The organism is Achromobacter sp. FW305-C-30-7 (assembly GCF_058783105.1).
In genome coordinates, this window is record NZ_JBYSYI010000002.1 from 100,411 (window position 1) to 114,619 (window position 14,209).

Annotated in this window: 15 protein-coding genes and 1 tRNA gene; 8 read left to right on the plus strand and 8 right to left on the minus strand. The window is 65.8% G+C overall.

All coding sequences use genetic code 11. The features are described 5' to 3' along the window. Window positions 1-112: 112 nt before the first annotated feature. Together AC3WOB_RS07400 and AC3WOB_RS07405 are read left to right on the plus strand one after the other, a co-directional pair. Entirely contained in the window at window positions 113-1,339 is a 1,227-nt protein-coding gene (locus AC3WOB_RS07400; RefSeq protein ID WP_492274662.1) for a YeeE/YedE family protein, read from the plus strand. 84 nt (window positions 1,340-1,423) lie between these two features. Beyond that, window positions 1,424-3,094, plus strand: a complete 1,671-nt coding sequence (locus AC3WOB_RS07405; RefSeq protein ID WP_492274663.1) for an FMN-binding glutamate synthase family protein — start codon at window positions 1,424-1,426, stop codon at window positions 3,092-3,094. Window positions 3,095-3,112: 18 nt separating this feature from the next. Here the strand turns inward: AC3WOB_RS07405 and AC3WOB_RS07410 are convergent, their stop codons facing one another. Continuing rightward, window positions 3,113-4,591, minus strand: a complete 1,479-nt coding sequence (locus AC3WOB_RS07410) for a phospholipase D-like domain-containing protein (RefSeq protein WP_492274664.1) — start codon at window positions 4,589-4,591, stop codon at window positions 3,113-3,115. An 11-nt stretch (window positions 4,592-4,602) separates the two neighbouring features. Beyond that, window positions 4,603-4,938: an ElaB/YgaM/YqjD family protein gene (locus tag AC3WOB_RS07415; protein ID WP_013392609.1), complete on the minus strand. Its 336-nt coding sequence runs from the start codon at window positions 4,936-4,938 to the stop codon at window positions 4,603-4,605. Between the two features lie 400 nt (window positions 4,939-5,338). Between AC3WOB_RS07415 and egtD the strand changes: the two genes are divergently transcribed. The 4 genes from egtD to AC3WOB_RS07435 all read left to right on the plus strand — a co-directional run bounded on the left by egtD (window position 5,339) and on the right by AC3WOB_RS07435 (window position 8,477). Further along, window positions 5,339-6,316 (plus strand): L-histidine N(alpha)-methyltransferase, encoded by a 978-nt coding sequence (gene egtD, locus AC3WOB_RS07420; protein WP_492274665.1) that lies wholly within the window; start codon window positions 5,339-5,341, stop codon window positions 6,314-6,316. 35 nt (window positions 6,317-6,351) lie between these two features. Further along, window positions 6,352-7,668, plus strand: a complete 1,317-nt coding sequence (gene egtB, locus AC3WOB_RS07425) for an ergothioneine biosynthesis protein EgtB (RefSeq protein WP_492274666.1) — start codon at window positions 6,352-6,354, stop codon at window positions 7,666-7,668. A 125-nt stretch (window positions 7,669-7,793) separates the two neighbouring features. Then, window positions 7,794-7,870: transfer RNA gene (locus AC3WOB_RS07430), tRNA-Met, on the plus strand. 316 nt (window positions 7,871-8,186) lie between these two features. Continuing rightward, window positions 8,187-8,477 carry an addiction module antidote protein gene (locus tag AC3WOB_RS07435; protein WP_332012474.1) on the plus strand — a complete coding sequence of 97 codons (291 nt, stop codon included), beginning with the start codon at window positions 8,187-8,189 and terminating at the stop codon, window positions 8,475-8,477. 152 nt (window positions 8,478-8,629) lie between these two features. Here AC3WOB_RS07435 and AC3WOB_RS07440 read toward each other — a convergent pair whose 3' ends face one another. From AC3WOB_RS07440 to AC3WOB_RS07450, 3 genes are all read right to left on the minus strand, one after another. Continuing rightward, a complete protein-coding gene (locus AC3WOB_RS07440) occupies window positions 8,630-9,538 on the minus strand; it encodes a hypothetical protein (protein ID WP_013392605.1) in 909 nt (302 codons plus the stop codon). 187 nt (window positions 9,539-9,725) lie between these two features. Further along, window positions 9,726-9,917, minus strand: a complete 192-nt coding sequence (locus tag AC3WOB_RS07445) for a hypothetical protein (protein WP_492274667.1) — start codon at window positions 9,915-9,917, stop codon at window positions 9,726-9,728. Window positions 9,918-10,045: 128 nt separating this feature from the next. Further along, window positions 10,046-10,294, minus strand: a complete 249-nt coding sequence (locus AC3WOB_RS07450) for a hypothetical protein (RefSeq protein WP_013392603.1) — start codon at window positions 10,292-10,294, stop codon at window positions 10,046-10,048. Window positions 10,295-10,570: 276 nt separating this feature from the next. Here AC3WOB_RS07450 and AC3WOB_RS07455 point away from each other — a divergent pair, with 276 nt between their 5' ends. Continuing rightward, window positions 10,571-10,762: a hypothetical protein gene (locus AC3WOB_RS07455; protein WP_013392602.1), complete on the plus strand. Its 192-nt coding sequence runs from the start codon at window positions 10,571-10,573 to the stop codon at window positions 10,760-10,762. A gap of 29 nt (window positions 10,763-10,791) precedes the next feature. Here the strand turns inward: AC3WOB_RS07455 and yddG are convergent, their stop codons facing one another. Further along, window positions 10,792-11,700: an aromatic amino acid DMT transporter YddG gene (gene yddG / locus AC3WOB_RS07460; protein WP_492274668.1), complete on the minus strand. Its 909-nt coding sequence runs from the start codon at window positions 11,698-11,700 to the stop codon at window positions 10,792-10,794. Between the two features lie 150 nt (window positions 11,701-11,850). Between yddG and AC3WOB_RS07465 the strand changes: the two genes are divergently transcribed. Then, the gene (locus tag AC3WOB_RS07465; RefSeq protein WP_492274669.1) at window positions 11,851-12,090 is read left to right on the plus strand and encodes a 6-phosphofructokinase; all 240 of its coding nucleotides are present in this window, start codon (window positions 11,851-11,853) and stop codon (window positions 12,088-12,090) included. 27 nt (window positions 12,091-12,117) lie between these two features. On the opposite strand, the gene AC3WOB_RS07470 is transcribed toward AC3WOB_RS07465, so the two are convergent. Together AC3WOB_RS07470 and AC3WOB_RS07475 are read right to left on the minus strand one after the other, a co-directional pair. Further along, a complete protein-coding gene (locus tag AC3WOB_RS07470) occupies window positions 12,118-13,692 on the minus strand; it encodes a GGDEF domain-containing protein (RefSeq protein WP_492274670.1) in 1,575 nt (524 codons plus the stop codon). A gap of 241 nt (window positions 13,693-13,933) precedes the next feature. Next, on the minus strand, window positions 13,934-14,155 hold the full coding sequence (locus tag AC3WOB_RS07475) for a hypothetical protein (protein ID WP_492274671.1): 222 nt from the start codon (window positions 14,153-14,155) through the stop codon (window positions 13,934-13,936). Window positions 14,156-14,209: the final 54 nt, after the last annotated feature.

A 14,209-nucleotide genomic window follows, 5' to 3' on the forward strand; every position in this document is an offset into this window, starting at 1 on the left:
CATTAATAGATGGTTTGAGTTAGGCTTGCGCCGCTTTAGACTTTCAAACCTACACGGGTGCCTGCGCGCGCCCGTTTTGCTTTCTTACGGATCAGATCCCCGGGACTCGACCATGAGCACCAACGCTTCCACCCTCCCCCTGCCGTCTTCCGCCCTGCCGCCCATCCAGATCAACCGCAAGCCGCTCTGGATCGCCTTGCTGCTGGTGCTGGCGGGCGCGCTCTACCTGAACCAGACCGTCAGCTGGCGCCAGGGCGCGCTGTGGGTGATCGGCGCCCTGCTGGGCGTAACGCTGTACCACGCCTCTTTCGGCTTCACGCAAGCCTGGCGCGTGTTCGTGTCCGACCGCCGCGGCGCCGGACTGCGCGCGCAGATGCTGATGCTGGCCGTGGGCGTGCTGCTGTTCTTCCCCTTCCTGGCGGCCGGCTCGCTGTTCGGCCAGCCGGTCAGCGGCTTCGTGTCGCCGCCTGGCGTCTCGGTCCTGCTGGGCGCCTTCCTGTTCGGCATCGGCATGCAGCTGGGCGGCGGCTGCGCCTCGGGCACGCTGTTCGCGGTCGGTGGCGGCAACACCCGCATGGTGGTCACGCTGCTGTTCTTCATCATCGGCTCGGTCATCGCGACCGCCAACTTCGGCTGGTGGTCCAATCTGCCGGCACTGGCGCCGACCTCGCTGATCAAAACGTGGGGCCTGGCGCCCGCGCTGGCCATCAACCTCGCCGTCTTCGCGCTGATCGCATGGGCGACCACGGCGCTGGAAAAGCGCCGGCATGGCCACCTGATCTCGTCTGCCTCGCGCACGGCGCGCCCGGCGTCCTTGCTGCAAGGTCCCTGGCCGCTGATCTGGGGCGGCGTGGCGCTGGTGGTGCTGAACTTCGCCACGCTGGCGCTCGCCGGCCGCCCCTGGGGCATCACCTCCGCCTTCGCGCTGTGGGGCGCCAAGACGCTGGACGCCTTCGGCGGCGACGTGGCCACCTGGGCCTACTGGGCCAAGCAGCCCTCGCTGGCCGCGCCGCTGCGCCAGGACGTCACCACCGTCATGGACATCGGCCTGATGCTGGGCGCGCTTGCCGCCGCCAGCGCCGCCGGCAAGTTCGCGCCCATCTGGAAGGTGCCGGCCCGCTCGCTCGTGGGCGCCGTCATCGGCGGCCTGCTGCTGGGCTACGGCTCGCGTCTGGCCTTCGGCTGCAATATCGGCGCCTACTTCAGCGGCATCCTGTCGGGCAGCCTGCACGCCTGGCTGTGGCTGCCTGCCGCCTTCGCCGGTAGCGCCCTGGGCGTGCGCCTGCGTCCGGCGTTCGGCCTCGCGGTCGAGAAGACTCCGGCCGCTTCCAGCTGCTGAGAAACAGTATTCCAGGACCTTCCCCCGGCACGAGGGGACGGCTCCTGGTGTATGGTTGCTCCATCCCGAAATACGGAGATGGACATGAGCTGGTTTTTCGGCCGTTACACGGCTTTTTTGTTGACCCTGATCGGCGCCGCGGTCACCGCGACCCTGGCCGCGACCAGCTCGCTCTGGTGGCTGTGGCTGGCCGTGCCGCTGGCGCTGCTGGGCGCGCTGGGCGTCTATGACCTGGTGCAGACCCGCCACGCCATCCGGCGCAACTATCCGGTCCTGGGCAATCTGCGGTTCCTGTTCGAGTTCATCCGGCCCGAGATCCGCCAATACTTCCTGGAAGACGACACGCAGGCCGCGCCGTTCTCGCGCGCGCAGCGTTCCATCGTCTATCAGCGCGCCAAGCGCGAAATCGACAAGCGCCCCTTCGGAACCCAGGAAGACGTCTACGGCGACCGCTACGAATGGATCAACCATTCCATGTCGCCCTCGCAAATCCCCGACACCGACTTCCGCGTCACTGTGGGCGGCCCCGAGTGCAAGCAGCCGTACTCCATGTCCGCGTTCAACGTGTCGGCCATGAGCTTCGGCGCCTTGTCGGCCAATGCCGTCCTGGCCCTGAACGAGGGCGCCCGCCAGGGCAACTTCGCGCACGACACCGGCGAAGGCGGCATCAGCCGCTACCATCGCCAGCCGGGCGGCAGCCTGGTCTGGAATATCGGCTCGGGCTACTTCGGCTGCCGCGATGAACACGGCGCGTTCTCCGAAGAGGCCTTCGTCAAGAATGCCTGTACGCCGCAGGTCAAGATGATCGAGATCAAGCTGTCGCAAGGCGCCAAGCCCGGCCACGGCGGCATCCTGCCCGCGGGCAAGGTCACGCCCGAGATCGCCGAGGCGCGCGGCGTCGTGGCCTGGCAGGACTGTAATTCGCCGGCCACCCATTCCGCCTTCGACTCGCCCATCGGCTTGATGAAGTTCGTGGCGCGCCTGCGCGAGTTGTCCGGCGGCAAGCCGGTGGGCTTCAAGTTCTGCGTGGGCCACCCCTGGGAATGGTTCGCCATCGTCAAGGCCATGCTGGAAACCGGCATCACGCCGGACTTCATCGTGGTGGACGGGGCCGAAGGCGGCACCGGCGCCGCGCCCGTGGAATTCGTGGACCACGTCGGCACGCCCCTGCGCGAAGCGCTGCGGCTGGTCCACAACACGCTGATCGGCGTAAACCTGCGCGACCGCATCAAGCTGGGCGCGTCCGGCAAGATCATCACGGCCTTCGACATGGCCCGCGTCATGGCCATGGGCGCGGACTGGTGCAACGCCGCGCGCGGCTTCATGTTCGCCATCGGCTGTATCCAGGCCCAGGCCTGCCACACCGGCAAATGCCCCACCGGCGTCACCACGCAAGACCCGCTGCGGCAGCGCGCGCTGGTGGTGCCGGACAAGGCGCAGCGCGTGGCCAACTTCCACCGCAACACCCTGCATGCGCTGGCGGAACTGTTGGCGGCAGCCGGCCTGACTCACCCTGGCCAGCTCCGTCCGCACCATATCGCGCGCCGCATCTCGTCCAGCGAAATCCGGCTGCTGTCGGCGCTGTTCCCGGAGCTGGCGCCCGGCGAACTGCTGCGCGGCGAATTCCGTCACCAGGTGTTCCGCGCCGGCTGGTCGATGGCCCAGGCCAGTTCGTTCCAGCCGACCCACGACATCACCACGGCCTTGGCGCAAGAACACGCCGCCCACTCCACACCGGCCGCCGCGCAAGTCTGAGCCGGTTGGCGCCTGGCGCTACAACCAGCGCTCGAACATGCGCGAGAAGAACTCCATCGAACGGTCTCCCACGCCCCTGGCCTGCCAGGCCTCGGGCGTGATCCGCACCGCATCGGCGACGTCGCGCTGGAACAGCGACTCCATTTCCGCCGCGAATTCAGGCCCCAGCACCACCGCGTTGATTTCGTAGTTCAGGGCGAAGCTGCGCCAATCCAGGTTGCTGGAACCCACCGTGGACCACACGCCGTCCACCACCGCGGTCTTGGCATGCAGGAGCGCATCGCGCCGCTCGTAGATCTTCACGCCGGCCGCCAGCAGATCCGTGTAGTGCGAACGTCCCGCATGGAATACCAGCGAGGAATCGCTGAAGCCGGGCAGCACCAGCGCCACGTCCACGCCGCGCCGCGCCGCGTCCGTCAGGACGTCGATGAAGGCCGGGTCCGGCACGAAGTACGCCATGGTGATGTGGATGTATTCCTGCGCGCTTTCAAACGCCGACATCAGCGTCAGGTAGACGGTATAGCCATCGCTGCGGTCCGGCTGGTTGGCCAGGATCCGCACGGTCGTCGCGCCTGCTGGTGGCGCCACCTGCGAGTCGCCGCCCTTGATCGGTTCCTTGGACTGGGATTCCCAACCTACGCGGAGGACTTGCTCCAGCTGGGCCACTGCTGGCCCCTCGATACGCAGGTGCGTGTCGCGCCATGGCGCCGCCTTGGCGTCCGCCGCAGCGGGCGCGTCGGCCTTGCCGGCGCCGCTTCCCGATCCCGATCCTGATCCCGATCCTGATCCAGACCCGGGCGAAGATTCGTAGACGCTGCTGACGTTGATGCCGCCCAGGTAGCCGACCTTGCCGTCCACCACCAGCACCTTGCGATGGTTGCGCTGGTTCGGCGACCAGCCCGCGCGGCCGCTGGCCGGGTTGACCGGATTGAATATCGCCACCTGCACGCCCGCGTCGCGCAGGCGCTGGAACAAGGCATCGGGCGTCTTGATGGTCCCTACCGCGTCGACCATCAAGGACACCTCGGCGCCGCGATTGCGCGCCGCGATCAAGGCTTCGGCAAAGCGCGCGCCTTCGGCATCATCATCGAAGATATAGGTTTCCATGTGCACATACCGGCGCGCCTGCGCAATGGACTGCAGCATGGCGCGATAGGTGCTGGGCCCGTCGGCCAACAGCCGGACGCGGTTGCCGGCCACCAGCGGCGCGCCGCTGACCGCCTGCTCGACGGCAAGGTGACGCGCGAGGAAATCATCCTTGGGAGTTCGCGGATCCGCCGCGATGCCCTGGCCGCGGCGATAGCTGTCCTGCGCGGCGTCGGCCGACAGGCCGGCCTGCGACTCGCGCGCGCGGCGCTCCTGCGCGTCGGGAACGCTGGCGCACGCCGCCAGCAAGGCCGCGCACACCAGCGGCAACAGCCACCGGTACGCGCCGGCCAGCCACGGCCACTTGTCCCGCCGCAGTCCCGGCCGGCGCACCGCCGCGGGCGGCTTCATGGCTTTCCGGCTTAGCGGCGGCCGCCCGAAGCCAGCAGGCAGCCGAGCAAGGCGCCCACCAGCGCCGCCACGCCCACCGACTTCCAGGCATGTTCATGCACGTACTCGTCGGCGTAGGCGGTGGCGCGGCGCGCGCGCTCCCGTGCCGCGCCCTCCCAATCACCGGCAGACTCGCGCGCCTCGGCCACCTGGCGCTTCAGGCGCGCGCGCGCCGCCTCGATCTCGGAGCCTGTGTATGTAGCGGTCGACCGCAAGAGGTCTTCCGTACCGGCGAGCAGTTCATGGAAGCTGTCGCTCACCCGTTCACGGTGCAGGGCCATTTCGGCGCGTTGGTGCTTACGGTTCATCGTCGCTCCTTGTCGTTGTCGGGCCTCGCGGAGTCGGGCCGCCTGACGCAATGCAGCATGCCGCGTTCCCGGACCGGCCCGCGCATCGCGTGGCCCCATTGTGACCATCATCGGCTGCCCCCGCCAGAGCTTTGGCAACCAGCGGTAAACCGATATTTCAACGCGAGCAAACGTATCGGCAGACAGCGTGCGCTCACCGGCGCAGACGCTCGCGCTCCTCTTTCGAATTCGTAAAAGTCCATTGCATTCAGCGGCTTGGCGCTTGACACCGGCCCTGCCCTGGCGGCCACAATAGACTTTTGCAATGCGCCAGAACCGCCTGGTCTGGACCTCCCAACGCCGTGTTTCCCAAGCGCTTGCCGCCCAGGGGTAGTCCGGCGACAGAAAAGGAACAGGACGCATGGTTTCGCCTTCCGCACTGTTTGCCCCCGCCGCGCCGACGTTCATCGCCCAAGAGCCGCAGCCTCCCAGCGCCGAACAAATCGAACTGCGCGACGGCTTGCTGGCGCGTCACGCGCACATCGATCCCAAGTTCCTTTATGACGCGCTGGGCTCGGCGCTCTTCACCGCCATCACGCAGTTGCCGGAGTACTACCCGACGCGCTGCGAGTCGGAAATTTTTCAGCGTCACGGCGCTGATATCGCGCGCCACATCGGCCCGGTGCTCTCGATGATAGACCTGGGCGCGGGCGATTGCGTCAAGGCCGAACGCCTGTTTGCCAGCCTGCGCCCGCGCCATTACGTGCCCATCGACATCTCGGCTGACTACCTGCAAGCCGCGGTGCGCCGCCTGCAGCTGTCCTACCCCGACCTGCAGATCACCGCCCTGGGCCAGGACTTCACGCATGCGCTAGCCCTGCCCGCCAGCGTGCCGGCCGAACAGAGGCTGTTCTTCTATCCCGGCTCCAGCATCGGCAATCTCAGTCCCGAGGACGCGCATGCCATGCTGCGGCGGATCCGCGAACAATGCGCGGGCGGCGGACTGCTGGTGGGCGTGGACCGAGTCAAGCCCAAACAAGTGCTGGAGCCCGCCTACGACGACGCGCTACACCTGACCGCAGCCTTCAACCTGAACCTGCTGCGGCACGTGAACAGCGTGCTGGACGCCGATTTCGACGTGGACGACTGGCGGCACGTGGCGCTTTTCAACAGCGCCAGTTCGCGCATCGAAATGCATCTGGAAGCGCAGCGCGCGGTGCGCGTGGCCTGGCCCGGCGGCGCGCGCGCATTCAGCGCCGGCGAACGCATCCACACCGAGAATTCCTACAAGTTCACCCCCCAAGCCTTTGCCGACCTGCTGCAAAGCGCCGGCTACCGCGATGTCGCGCACTGGTCGGATTCCCGCGGCTGGTTTTCGGTTTTCAGCGCCCGCGCCTGAAGCGGGCCCGCCCTCAACGCCACTGGAGGATCGCCATGGAACCTGCGTGCCTGCTGACTCACCCCGCCACCGGACCTTACGCTGCCGGCCAGGCGGGGCAGCACGACCGCTACGACGCCGTGCGCTCGACCAGCACGGCCCTGGCCGCTCCCCTGAGCCCCGAGGATTGCCAGGTGCAATCCATGCCGGACTGTAGCCCGGTCAAATGGCATCTGGCCCATACGACCTGGTTCTTCGAGACCTTTCTGCTGACGCGCTTTCATCCGCCCTATTCGGTCTTCCATCCGCAGTACCGCATGCTTTTCAACTCCTACTACAACGCCGTCGGCGCCAAGCATCCGCGTCCACACCGAGGCCTGCTGTCGCGCCCCGCGCTGGCGGAGGTGCTGCACTACCGCCGCCACGTGGACGAGGCCATGCATGAGCTGATCTCGCGCCTGGGCGGCAACGATCCCGCCTTCGACGCCTTGCTGGAACTCGGGCTGAATCACGAGCAGCAGCACCAGGAACTGATCCTGACCGATCTGAAGCACATGCTGTCGGCCAATCCGCTCAAGCCCGCCTACGTGGCGCCCGGCACGCCCGCGCTGCCGCCTGGCACGCCTGCCGGCTGGACCCGCTACGCCGGCGGCGTCAGCCGCATCGGCCATGACGGCAGCGGTTTCGGTTTCGACAACGAAGGCCCCGCCCATGACGTGCTGCTGGCGCCGTTCCATCTGGCCGACCGGCTGGTGACCCAGCACGAGTACCTGGCCTTCATCCGCGACGGCGGCTACAAGCGTCCCGAGCTCTGGCTGTCGCTGGGCTGGGATCGGGTCTGTGCCGAAGGCTGGCGCGCCCCGCTCTACTGGGAAGGACAGCGCGACGACTGGCGCATCTTCACGCTACGCGGCATGCAGGAACTGGAACTGCAGGCGCCGGTGACGCACGTCAGCTACTTCGAGGCCGATGCCTACGCCCGCTGGGCGCGCGTGCGGCTGCCGCGCGAAGCGGAATGGGAACATGCCGCCCGCCAACTGCCCGAAGGCGCGCTGACCGCGCGCGCCAACATGCTGGAAAACGGCCACCTGGACACACGCCCCGCCCCCGCGCGCAACGGCACGGGCGGCCCCGTGCAACTGTTCGGCGATGCCTGGGAATGGACCTCCAGCGCCTACGACGCCTACCCCGGCTTCAAGCCCGACAGCGGCGCGGTGGGCGAATACAACGGCAAATTCATGTGCAACCAGTACGTGCTGCGGGGCGGCTCCTGCGCCACGCCCAGGGACCACATCCGCCCCAGCTATCGCAACTTTTTCCCGCCCGAAGCCCGCTGGCAGTTCTCCGGGATCCGCCTGGCGCGGGACGCATGAGGCATTTCTTTGAAATTTGAGTACGGATCGCTTGCGCACGCCAAAAATTTCATGCTAGAATTTCGTTCTTCGTTGATCACTGATTGCGACACAGATGTGACGCAAATTCAGGGATTGATCGAAATGGCGCATTAGCTCAGCCGGTTAGAGCGACGGAATCATAATCCGCAGGTCCCCTGTTCGAATCAGGGATGCGCCACCAGGAATTCAAAGCCCGGAACCACCTTGGTTCCGGGCTTTTTCGTTCTGGCGCCGACAGATCTCTGTGCACTCGAAGCCCCCATACACTGGCAGGATTGACGGTTGCAGTAGCTCGATGCATATACCTACGATCGCGAATCACGCCGGCATTTCCAAATCGATTGAAAGAACGTAGCCTATTGGCCACACTAAATACAGCCTGATATATATCTTGCCTACGCGCTGGCAGAACAGCTGTAAATGTGGTGGCGTTCGGCAGTAGGTTCCTGCTGCCGCCGGACCTGACGGCTTACGCGAATCCATTGGAGCAATACGCCATGAAACTGAACACGCGTGAGTACGATGTCGCCGAGCGGCTACGTACGCCAGAGGAAATGGCCCTCTACCTTGACGCCTGCATTGAGGAAAGCGAAGGTGATGCCGCGTTCATTGCCAAGGCATTGGGCGACATCGCGCGCGCCAAGGGCATGACGCAGGTGGCCAAGGATGCGGGCCTCTCGCGCGAGAGTCTCTACAAGGCGCTCTCAGGGGATCGCGATCCCGGTTTCTCCACCATCCTGAAGGTATCCAGGGCGTTGGGCCTGCGGCTGCACGCAACGCCAGCCTGAACGGGTCGCACAATCAGCCGGACCAACGGGAAAGCAGATCAAAAACCCTATTGTTGGCATCCTGCGTGCACCGCCAGAATCAAGCAAGGCCCTCGCTCCTGCGAGGGCCTTTTGCTTTGCGGCTCCTGCATGCTGACGAAGCCTTCCCTGCATCAGGGCAGCCGCACCGCATCACGCCGCCTGCCGCCCCAGGTCGCCGCCAGGCTGGCCACGAAGGCGCCTATCAGCATTGAGGCGAATCCCCACAACGCGAATGCCGCCGCGGCCTTGCGCGCCTGGTCCGCAGCCTCCTTGGCCTTTTGCTTGGCGTCGTCGGCGGCCTGCTTCACGTTCTGCACGGCCTGATCGACGCGGCGCTGCGCCGCTGCCGGCTCCATGCCAGTCTGGGCGGCCACGACCTTCACGACATAGTCGCGGTCTTCGCCTGTCATGGAGCCGCGCGCCACGCTCATCGCCACGATGCGGGCCACTTCATCTCTTGCCCCGTTGCGATCGGCGCCAGCATCGGGCCGCTCCGGACGCAGCAAGGCATCGGAGAAATAGCCCCTGACCTGCGCCATCCCATCGCCCCCGCCCGCAGCGGCCGCGGCCGTCGCAGCCGTGCCGGCTCCCGCAGCGACGGAAGCGCCCGCCTTGGCCACGCCGGAAGCCAGGGTCGCGATGGACGCACCCAGCAGGACGGCGCTGACGACCGCGCTCAGTGCCCACACCAGAAAGCCGTGCGCCGTGTCGCGGAAATAGACCTCGTCCGAATGCACGTCGACCCATTTGGTGCGCAGCCGCCCCGCGACGTAGCCGCCTATGCCATAGGCAACGATCTGCGTGGCCAGCATCCATATGATGAGACCGATGCCTATCGCAGGCGCCGACACGCCCTCGCCGCTCCAGGGCGAAACAGAAAGAAAGCCCAGGCCCGTGCCGCCGGCGAACAGCGCCAGCGAAAGCGCCGCGGCGATGACCGCGCCCGCAATCACGGCGGCCCACGACACGGCCGAGATGGCGGATTCTCGCGGCGGCACGCCACCTGCGTACGGCTGACTCAATGAAGATGCGTTTTCCATGGATATGTTCCTTGTTCACGGTTCATTGCGGCTGCGCCAACATGCGCCACAGCTGCAGGAAAATCTCGCGGTCAATGCCAGAAAAGCGCCAACAGGATGATGATGGGAATGGGCACGCCAAGCAGCCACAACAAGATGGAACGCATAAAACCTCCTTGGATGATGTCCCGCGCCTTGCGCGCGGCGCTCAGGCCAGATCGATCGTGCCCGGCGCGCGAGGATTCGGCGGCGGCTGCACGGGATCGATGACGTCGGGATCATTGCGAGGCCGATTCGGATCCAGCGGCGGGTCGTCAGGCGGCGGATTGTTGGGAAAGGCAGGATCGTCGGGTACGGGCTCGTCGCCCCCACCGGGTTCGCGATGCATGGACTGGGACATGGTGTTCTCCTCGAGCAGCGCCAGGCGCGCCGCTCCATCCCTCCAGCAAGCCGCATGCCCGCCTCGCGCCCGCGGACATGAAAAAGCCCTCTTGCGAGGGCATCATGGCGCGCATAACGGTGAAGGCATCAGGACTTGTTCTTGCCGTCCTTGGCCGTTTCGGTGACTTTCTGGCCCCCGCTACCCAGAAATTCGACCACGGCAGCCTTGCCCGCCGCCGAAGCCTCATCCTGGCTGCCATAGCGCCTGGCCGAATAATTGGTGCTGCGCACATTGCCGGTTTCGGGATCGAACAGGGTAATGATCCAGGCGAATTCTCCCGGCATCAGTTGCCTGACTTGCAACGTGGCGCGCGTGCCTGGGCGCAGTTGCGGCATATGGCGGCCTTTAGCGTGGTTCGACGCCGCCATCGTAGCGCAAACGCGCCGACGCACACGCGCCGACGCAAACACGTCGGCGCGAGCCCTGGCAAAAATGCTGCGCCTGCACATGAATTCATGCTGCACACCCCGCGGCAAAAACGCCACACGCGACGCAGCGCGTCAGGAAAACCCTAGGGCCGAATGCCCGAATACAGGCGCACAATCGATACAAACATCTAGACCGCATCAGCGGCAGCCGCATCCCTTTAATCAGGCGAGGACGGAGACAACATGACTTATGTAGCAGTGGTTATGAGCTGTTTGATGGTTGTGGGTATCGTCGCGTTGGTGATTCAAACGGTTCAAAGCGCAGGGTCCGAACCCTGGCTGAAGATCTCGGCGGCGATCGTCAGTTCCTTATTTGCTTCGCTCTTGCTGATTCCGCTCGGATACGCGGTCGCGCAGACCGTGCTGATCGAATAACTCCTTTATTACGGCATACACGCCTGGGGCTAAGCGCCCCGGGCGGTCTTGCCGCGGGTCGCAGCCCAGCACAAGAGCGACCCGGCGGTCACCATGGCCACGCCCTGCCAGAATGACGCGGTCAGGCGGGTCGACAGCCACACGGCAGCGAAGAATGTCGAGAACACCGGAGTGAAGTAGGACGCCGTGGCCAGCAAGGTCAGGTTGCCCTTGAGTATTCCCACGTTCCATAGCGCATAGCCTGCCGCCATGGCGCCGCCGGCCACCAGCAGTTCCAGCGTGGCGGGCCAGGTGTAGGTCCAGGCAGGTTCGGCGCCCAGCAGGTACTTGATCCACAGGGCGGCCGCGGTCAGCATGAAAAACAGGACAACGCCATTCCTGCCGTCGGCAAACCTCGTGGTCACGTTGCAATAGACGGCCCAGATGATGGCGCCGCTGAAGGCCAGTCCGTAGCTGAGAGGATTGCTGGAAACATTGGCGATGGTGCGGTCCCAAGACAAGCCGCCGGATCCGCCCAGAACCCAGACGATGCCGGACAACGACAACAGTATGCCCGGCACCACCCATGCGCTGGCCCGCTGGCCGTTGATGAGCATGGCGAGAATCACAGTGAAGCAGGGCCAGAGATAGTTGACCATGCCCAATTCGATCGCCTGTCCGCGATTGGCGGCATAGCCCAAAGAGAGCGACAGGCAGATCTCGTAGGCGACGAACAGCAAGCTGCCAACGATGAGATAGGAGCGCGGAAAGGTCCGCAGCTTCGGAAAGCCCAGCAACAGCACCAGGAACGCGGAACCCGTCGTATAGATCAGCGCGGCGCCGCCCACCGGGCCGAAGCTTTCGCTGACACCGCGGATCAGGCCGACGACGGTGCCCCACAGCAGCACCGCCAGCAAACCTAGGGAAGTCGCCGTGTTCCGGCTCAGGGAGAGTTGCATTACCGATTCCGATTGCCCGCTTTGGGGCGCCAAGCCGGGCAGTTTAGCGAAAACCTGCTCGATTCGCGGCCAGCCTTCGGCCTGCGACAGAGTCGGCGCCCCACCCTCGAATGCCCGCCAGAACAATGCAGAACAAGGAGCAAGCGCCGCATGACCATCTCCACACGCAGATTGAGCGACGTGCTTGCCAGCACGGAATCGGGCCGGCTCTACCGGATTGAAGTATTCCTGAGGACGGAAGAGCCTGGCCACGCGGCCCGGCCTGACGCGGCCCGCTACATACTCCGCACCACGGAGGGGGAGCTCGTGGTGCCGCTGGATCGGAACCGGTATCGGCTGAAATCGGGCGAAGTACTTACCGCCCTGGCGCCGCCGCCCCACGACGCATGACGGCGCATGGGCGGCTGGCGGGCCAGATCACTGATCGGCCTCCACCCTGCGCTTGCCCTGCCCCTTGGCCTTGTAGAGCGCCATGTCGGCGCGTTCCAGCAGCTCGCGCACGGCAACGCCGGACTGCGGATACACCGCGATTCCGACGCTGGCGGATACCGAGACGCTGACCTCGGGATACGGCAGCGACAGGCTTTCCACCAACGCCTGCGCGACACGCCGCGCGTCGTCCCGGCTGGCGCCCAGCAACAGCACCGCGAATTCGTCGCCCCCAAGCCGCGCCGCCACGTCCGACACGCGGATCGCGTCGGCCATGCGTTCCGCCGCCTCCTGGAGCACCGCGTCGCCGGTCGCATGGCCGTGCAGGTCGTTGACCGCCTTGAATCCGTCCAGGTCGATCGCCAGAATGGCGAAGGACTCGCCGCTGCGCTGCGCCACCGTCAGTTCGCGCAACACCAGTTCGTTGAACAGCACTCGATTGCACAGGCCCGTCAGCGGATCGTAGTGCGCCAGATGCTGGGCATGCGCCAGCATGCGCGAGGCCTGCACCAGCGCGCCGCCCACTTCCGCAACCTCCTTGACCCGCGTGCCCGGCACCGTCACCGCGTGCCCCTTGCCCAGCGCGAGCGCGGGCGCAACCAGACTCTGCACGGCCGAGGTCAGGCGGCTGGCGAGCCGCAAGGCCAGTAGCAGGCCCAGGCCGAAAGCCAGCAAGGTTCCCAGGGCGATCCAGGCGATGGAGCGATACAGGTCCGTGGTCAGCAAACTCATCGGCGCGCCGGCCGCGACCGTCCAGCCGGACAAGGACGAGCGGCTGAAGGCGGTGTAGACGGGCGTGCCTTCCTTGGTGACGGTTTCCAGCGAGCCCTCGCTTTCCTGCTGCACCGCCCGCGCCAACTCGGGCACGGCCTTCTGGCCCACGAACTTCGAGGTGTCGCGGGTGCGCGCCAGGATCGTGCCGCTGTCGTCCAGCACGGCAGCCACCCAACCGTCAGGCAATGCCCGCCTGCCCAGCAGATTGCCGATGCGCTCAGGCAGGATGCCGACATTGAGGCTGTAGGCGACCTCGCCGCTGCGCATCACCGGTACGCCCAGCGCAATGAGCGGCCCCTGGTTGACCTTGCTGGCAAAGAGACCCGTCAACACCGCCGCGCGCGTCTGGAACACCTGGGCCAACTGCGCGGACGCACCGGTCAGTGGCAAAGGGTTGCCGAACGGCACGGACGTGTTGATCAATTGGCGGCCATCCTTATCGGTCAGGACGTAGCTGTCGATGATCTGGAAGCGCACGGATTCGCGCGCCCGCCGATGAAAACCGGCCAGGTCGCCAGCCACCAGATCCGGCGACGAAGCCAGCATCTGCAAGCCAGCCTCAACGCCGGTGAGTTCGCGGTCGAGGATCGCGGTGAGATTGCGCGCCAGGAATATCGTGTCGCGGAAAATCCGCTCTTTCTGGATGACGTAGCTTTCGTAGACTGCCACCGAAGCCATGACCAGCGCGGGCGTGATACAGGCAAACACCAGTGTCAGCAGCCCTGTGCGCATGGAATAGCGGCGCGGCCGACGCACCCGCGCGCCCGCCAGGCTTTCGGCGTCAGCCACGGGAACCTCGCCCTGCGACGTCCGCAAGCGTCGGCCTGCCGATCGAAACCACACCTCTGGACCCATGCGCCTCCCGATGCGCTCCCCTCGGCCCACGGCCACAGGACGAATGAACGCCAGAAATTATTGCAGAAGTTCGCAATCGCACAATCCGCGCCATGGGAATCCCCTCGCCGCGTCGATACCGATGTGGTGAAAACAGCGCGTCCCCAATTTATTGCGAACGCGCGGCGCCTGTCGGCTACCGGTCTTCCAGGTCCGGGGTGCCGGTGAACTGGGTCTTGAGCAGCGTCAGCGCCCCTTTCTCGGCCAGCGCCTCATTGGGGAACACGTGCTTGGTGTCTTCCAGTACTGGAAATCCGAAGATCCGCACCCGGGCGTGATAGCCCTCGGGGGTCTCGGCGAATTCGATGTCGAAGTTGCGTTCTTCGATCCAGCCCGATCGATGCAGTTTCCATTCCATATCCAACGCGCTCCCGATTAGTCGAGGTTTGATACGAAAGGCCGGCCTCGATGG

Bases quoted from the DNA above. Each gene is read 5' to 3' on its own strand.
- AC3WOB_RS07400 (WP_492274662.1), top strand. From the start codon at position 113: ATGAGCACCAACGCTTCCACCCTCCCCCTGCCGTCTTCCGCCCTGCCG.
- AC3WOB_RS07405 (WP_492274663.1), top strand. From the start codon at position 1,424: ATGAGCTGGTTTTTCGGCCGTTACACGGCTTTTTTGTTGACCCTGATC.
- AC3WOB_RS07410 (WP_492274664.1), bottom strand. From the start codon at position 4,591: ATGAAGCCGCCCGCGGCGGTGCGCCGGCCGGGACTGCGGCGGGACAAG.
- AC3WOB_RS07415 (WP_013392609.1), bottom strand. From the start codon at position 4,938: ATGAACCGTAAGCACCAACGCGCCGAAATGGCCCTGCACCGTGAACGG.
- egtD (WP_492274665.1), top strand. From the start codon at position 5,339: ATGGTTTCGCCTTCCGCACTGTTTGCCCCCGCCGCGCCGACGTTCATC.
- egtB (WP_492274666.1), top strand. From the start codon at position 6,352: ATGGAACCTGCGTGCCTGCTGACTCACCCCGCCACCGGACCTTACGCT.
- AC3WOB_RS07435 (WP_332012474.1), top strand. From the start codon at position 8,187: ATGAAACTGAACACGCGTGAGTACGATGTCGCCGAGCGGCTACGTACG.
- AC3WOB_RS07440 (WP_013392605.1), bottom strand. From the start codon at position 9,538: ATGGAAAACGCATCTTCATTGAGTCAGCCGTACGCAGGTGGCGTGCCG.
- AC3WOB_RS07445 (WP_492274667.1), bottom strand. From the start codon at position 9,917: ATGTCCCAGTCCATGCATCGCGAACCCGGTGGGGGCGACGAGCCCGTA.
- AC3WOB_RS07450 (WP_013392603.1), bottom strand. From the start codon at position 10,294: ATGCCGCAACTGCGCCCAGGCACGCGCGCCACGTTGCAAGTCAGGCAA.
- AC3WOB_RS07455 (WP_013392602.1), top strand. From the start codon at position 10,571: ATGACTTATGTAGCAGTGGTTATGAGCTGTTTGATGGTTGTGGGTATC.
- yddG (WP_492274668.1), bottom strand. From the start codon at position 11,700: ATGCAACTCTCCCTGAGCCGGAACACGGCGACTTCCCTAGGTTTGCTG.
- AC3WOB_RS07465 (WP_492274669.1), top strand. From the start codon at position 11,851: ATGACCATCTCCACACGCAGATTGAGCGACGTGCTTGCCAGCACGGAA.
- AC3WOB_RS07475 (WP_492274671.1), bottom strand. From the start codon at position 14,155: ATGGAATGGAAACTGCATCGATCGGGCTGGATCGAAGAACGCAACTTC.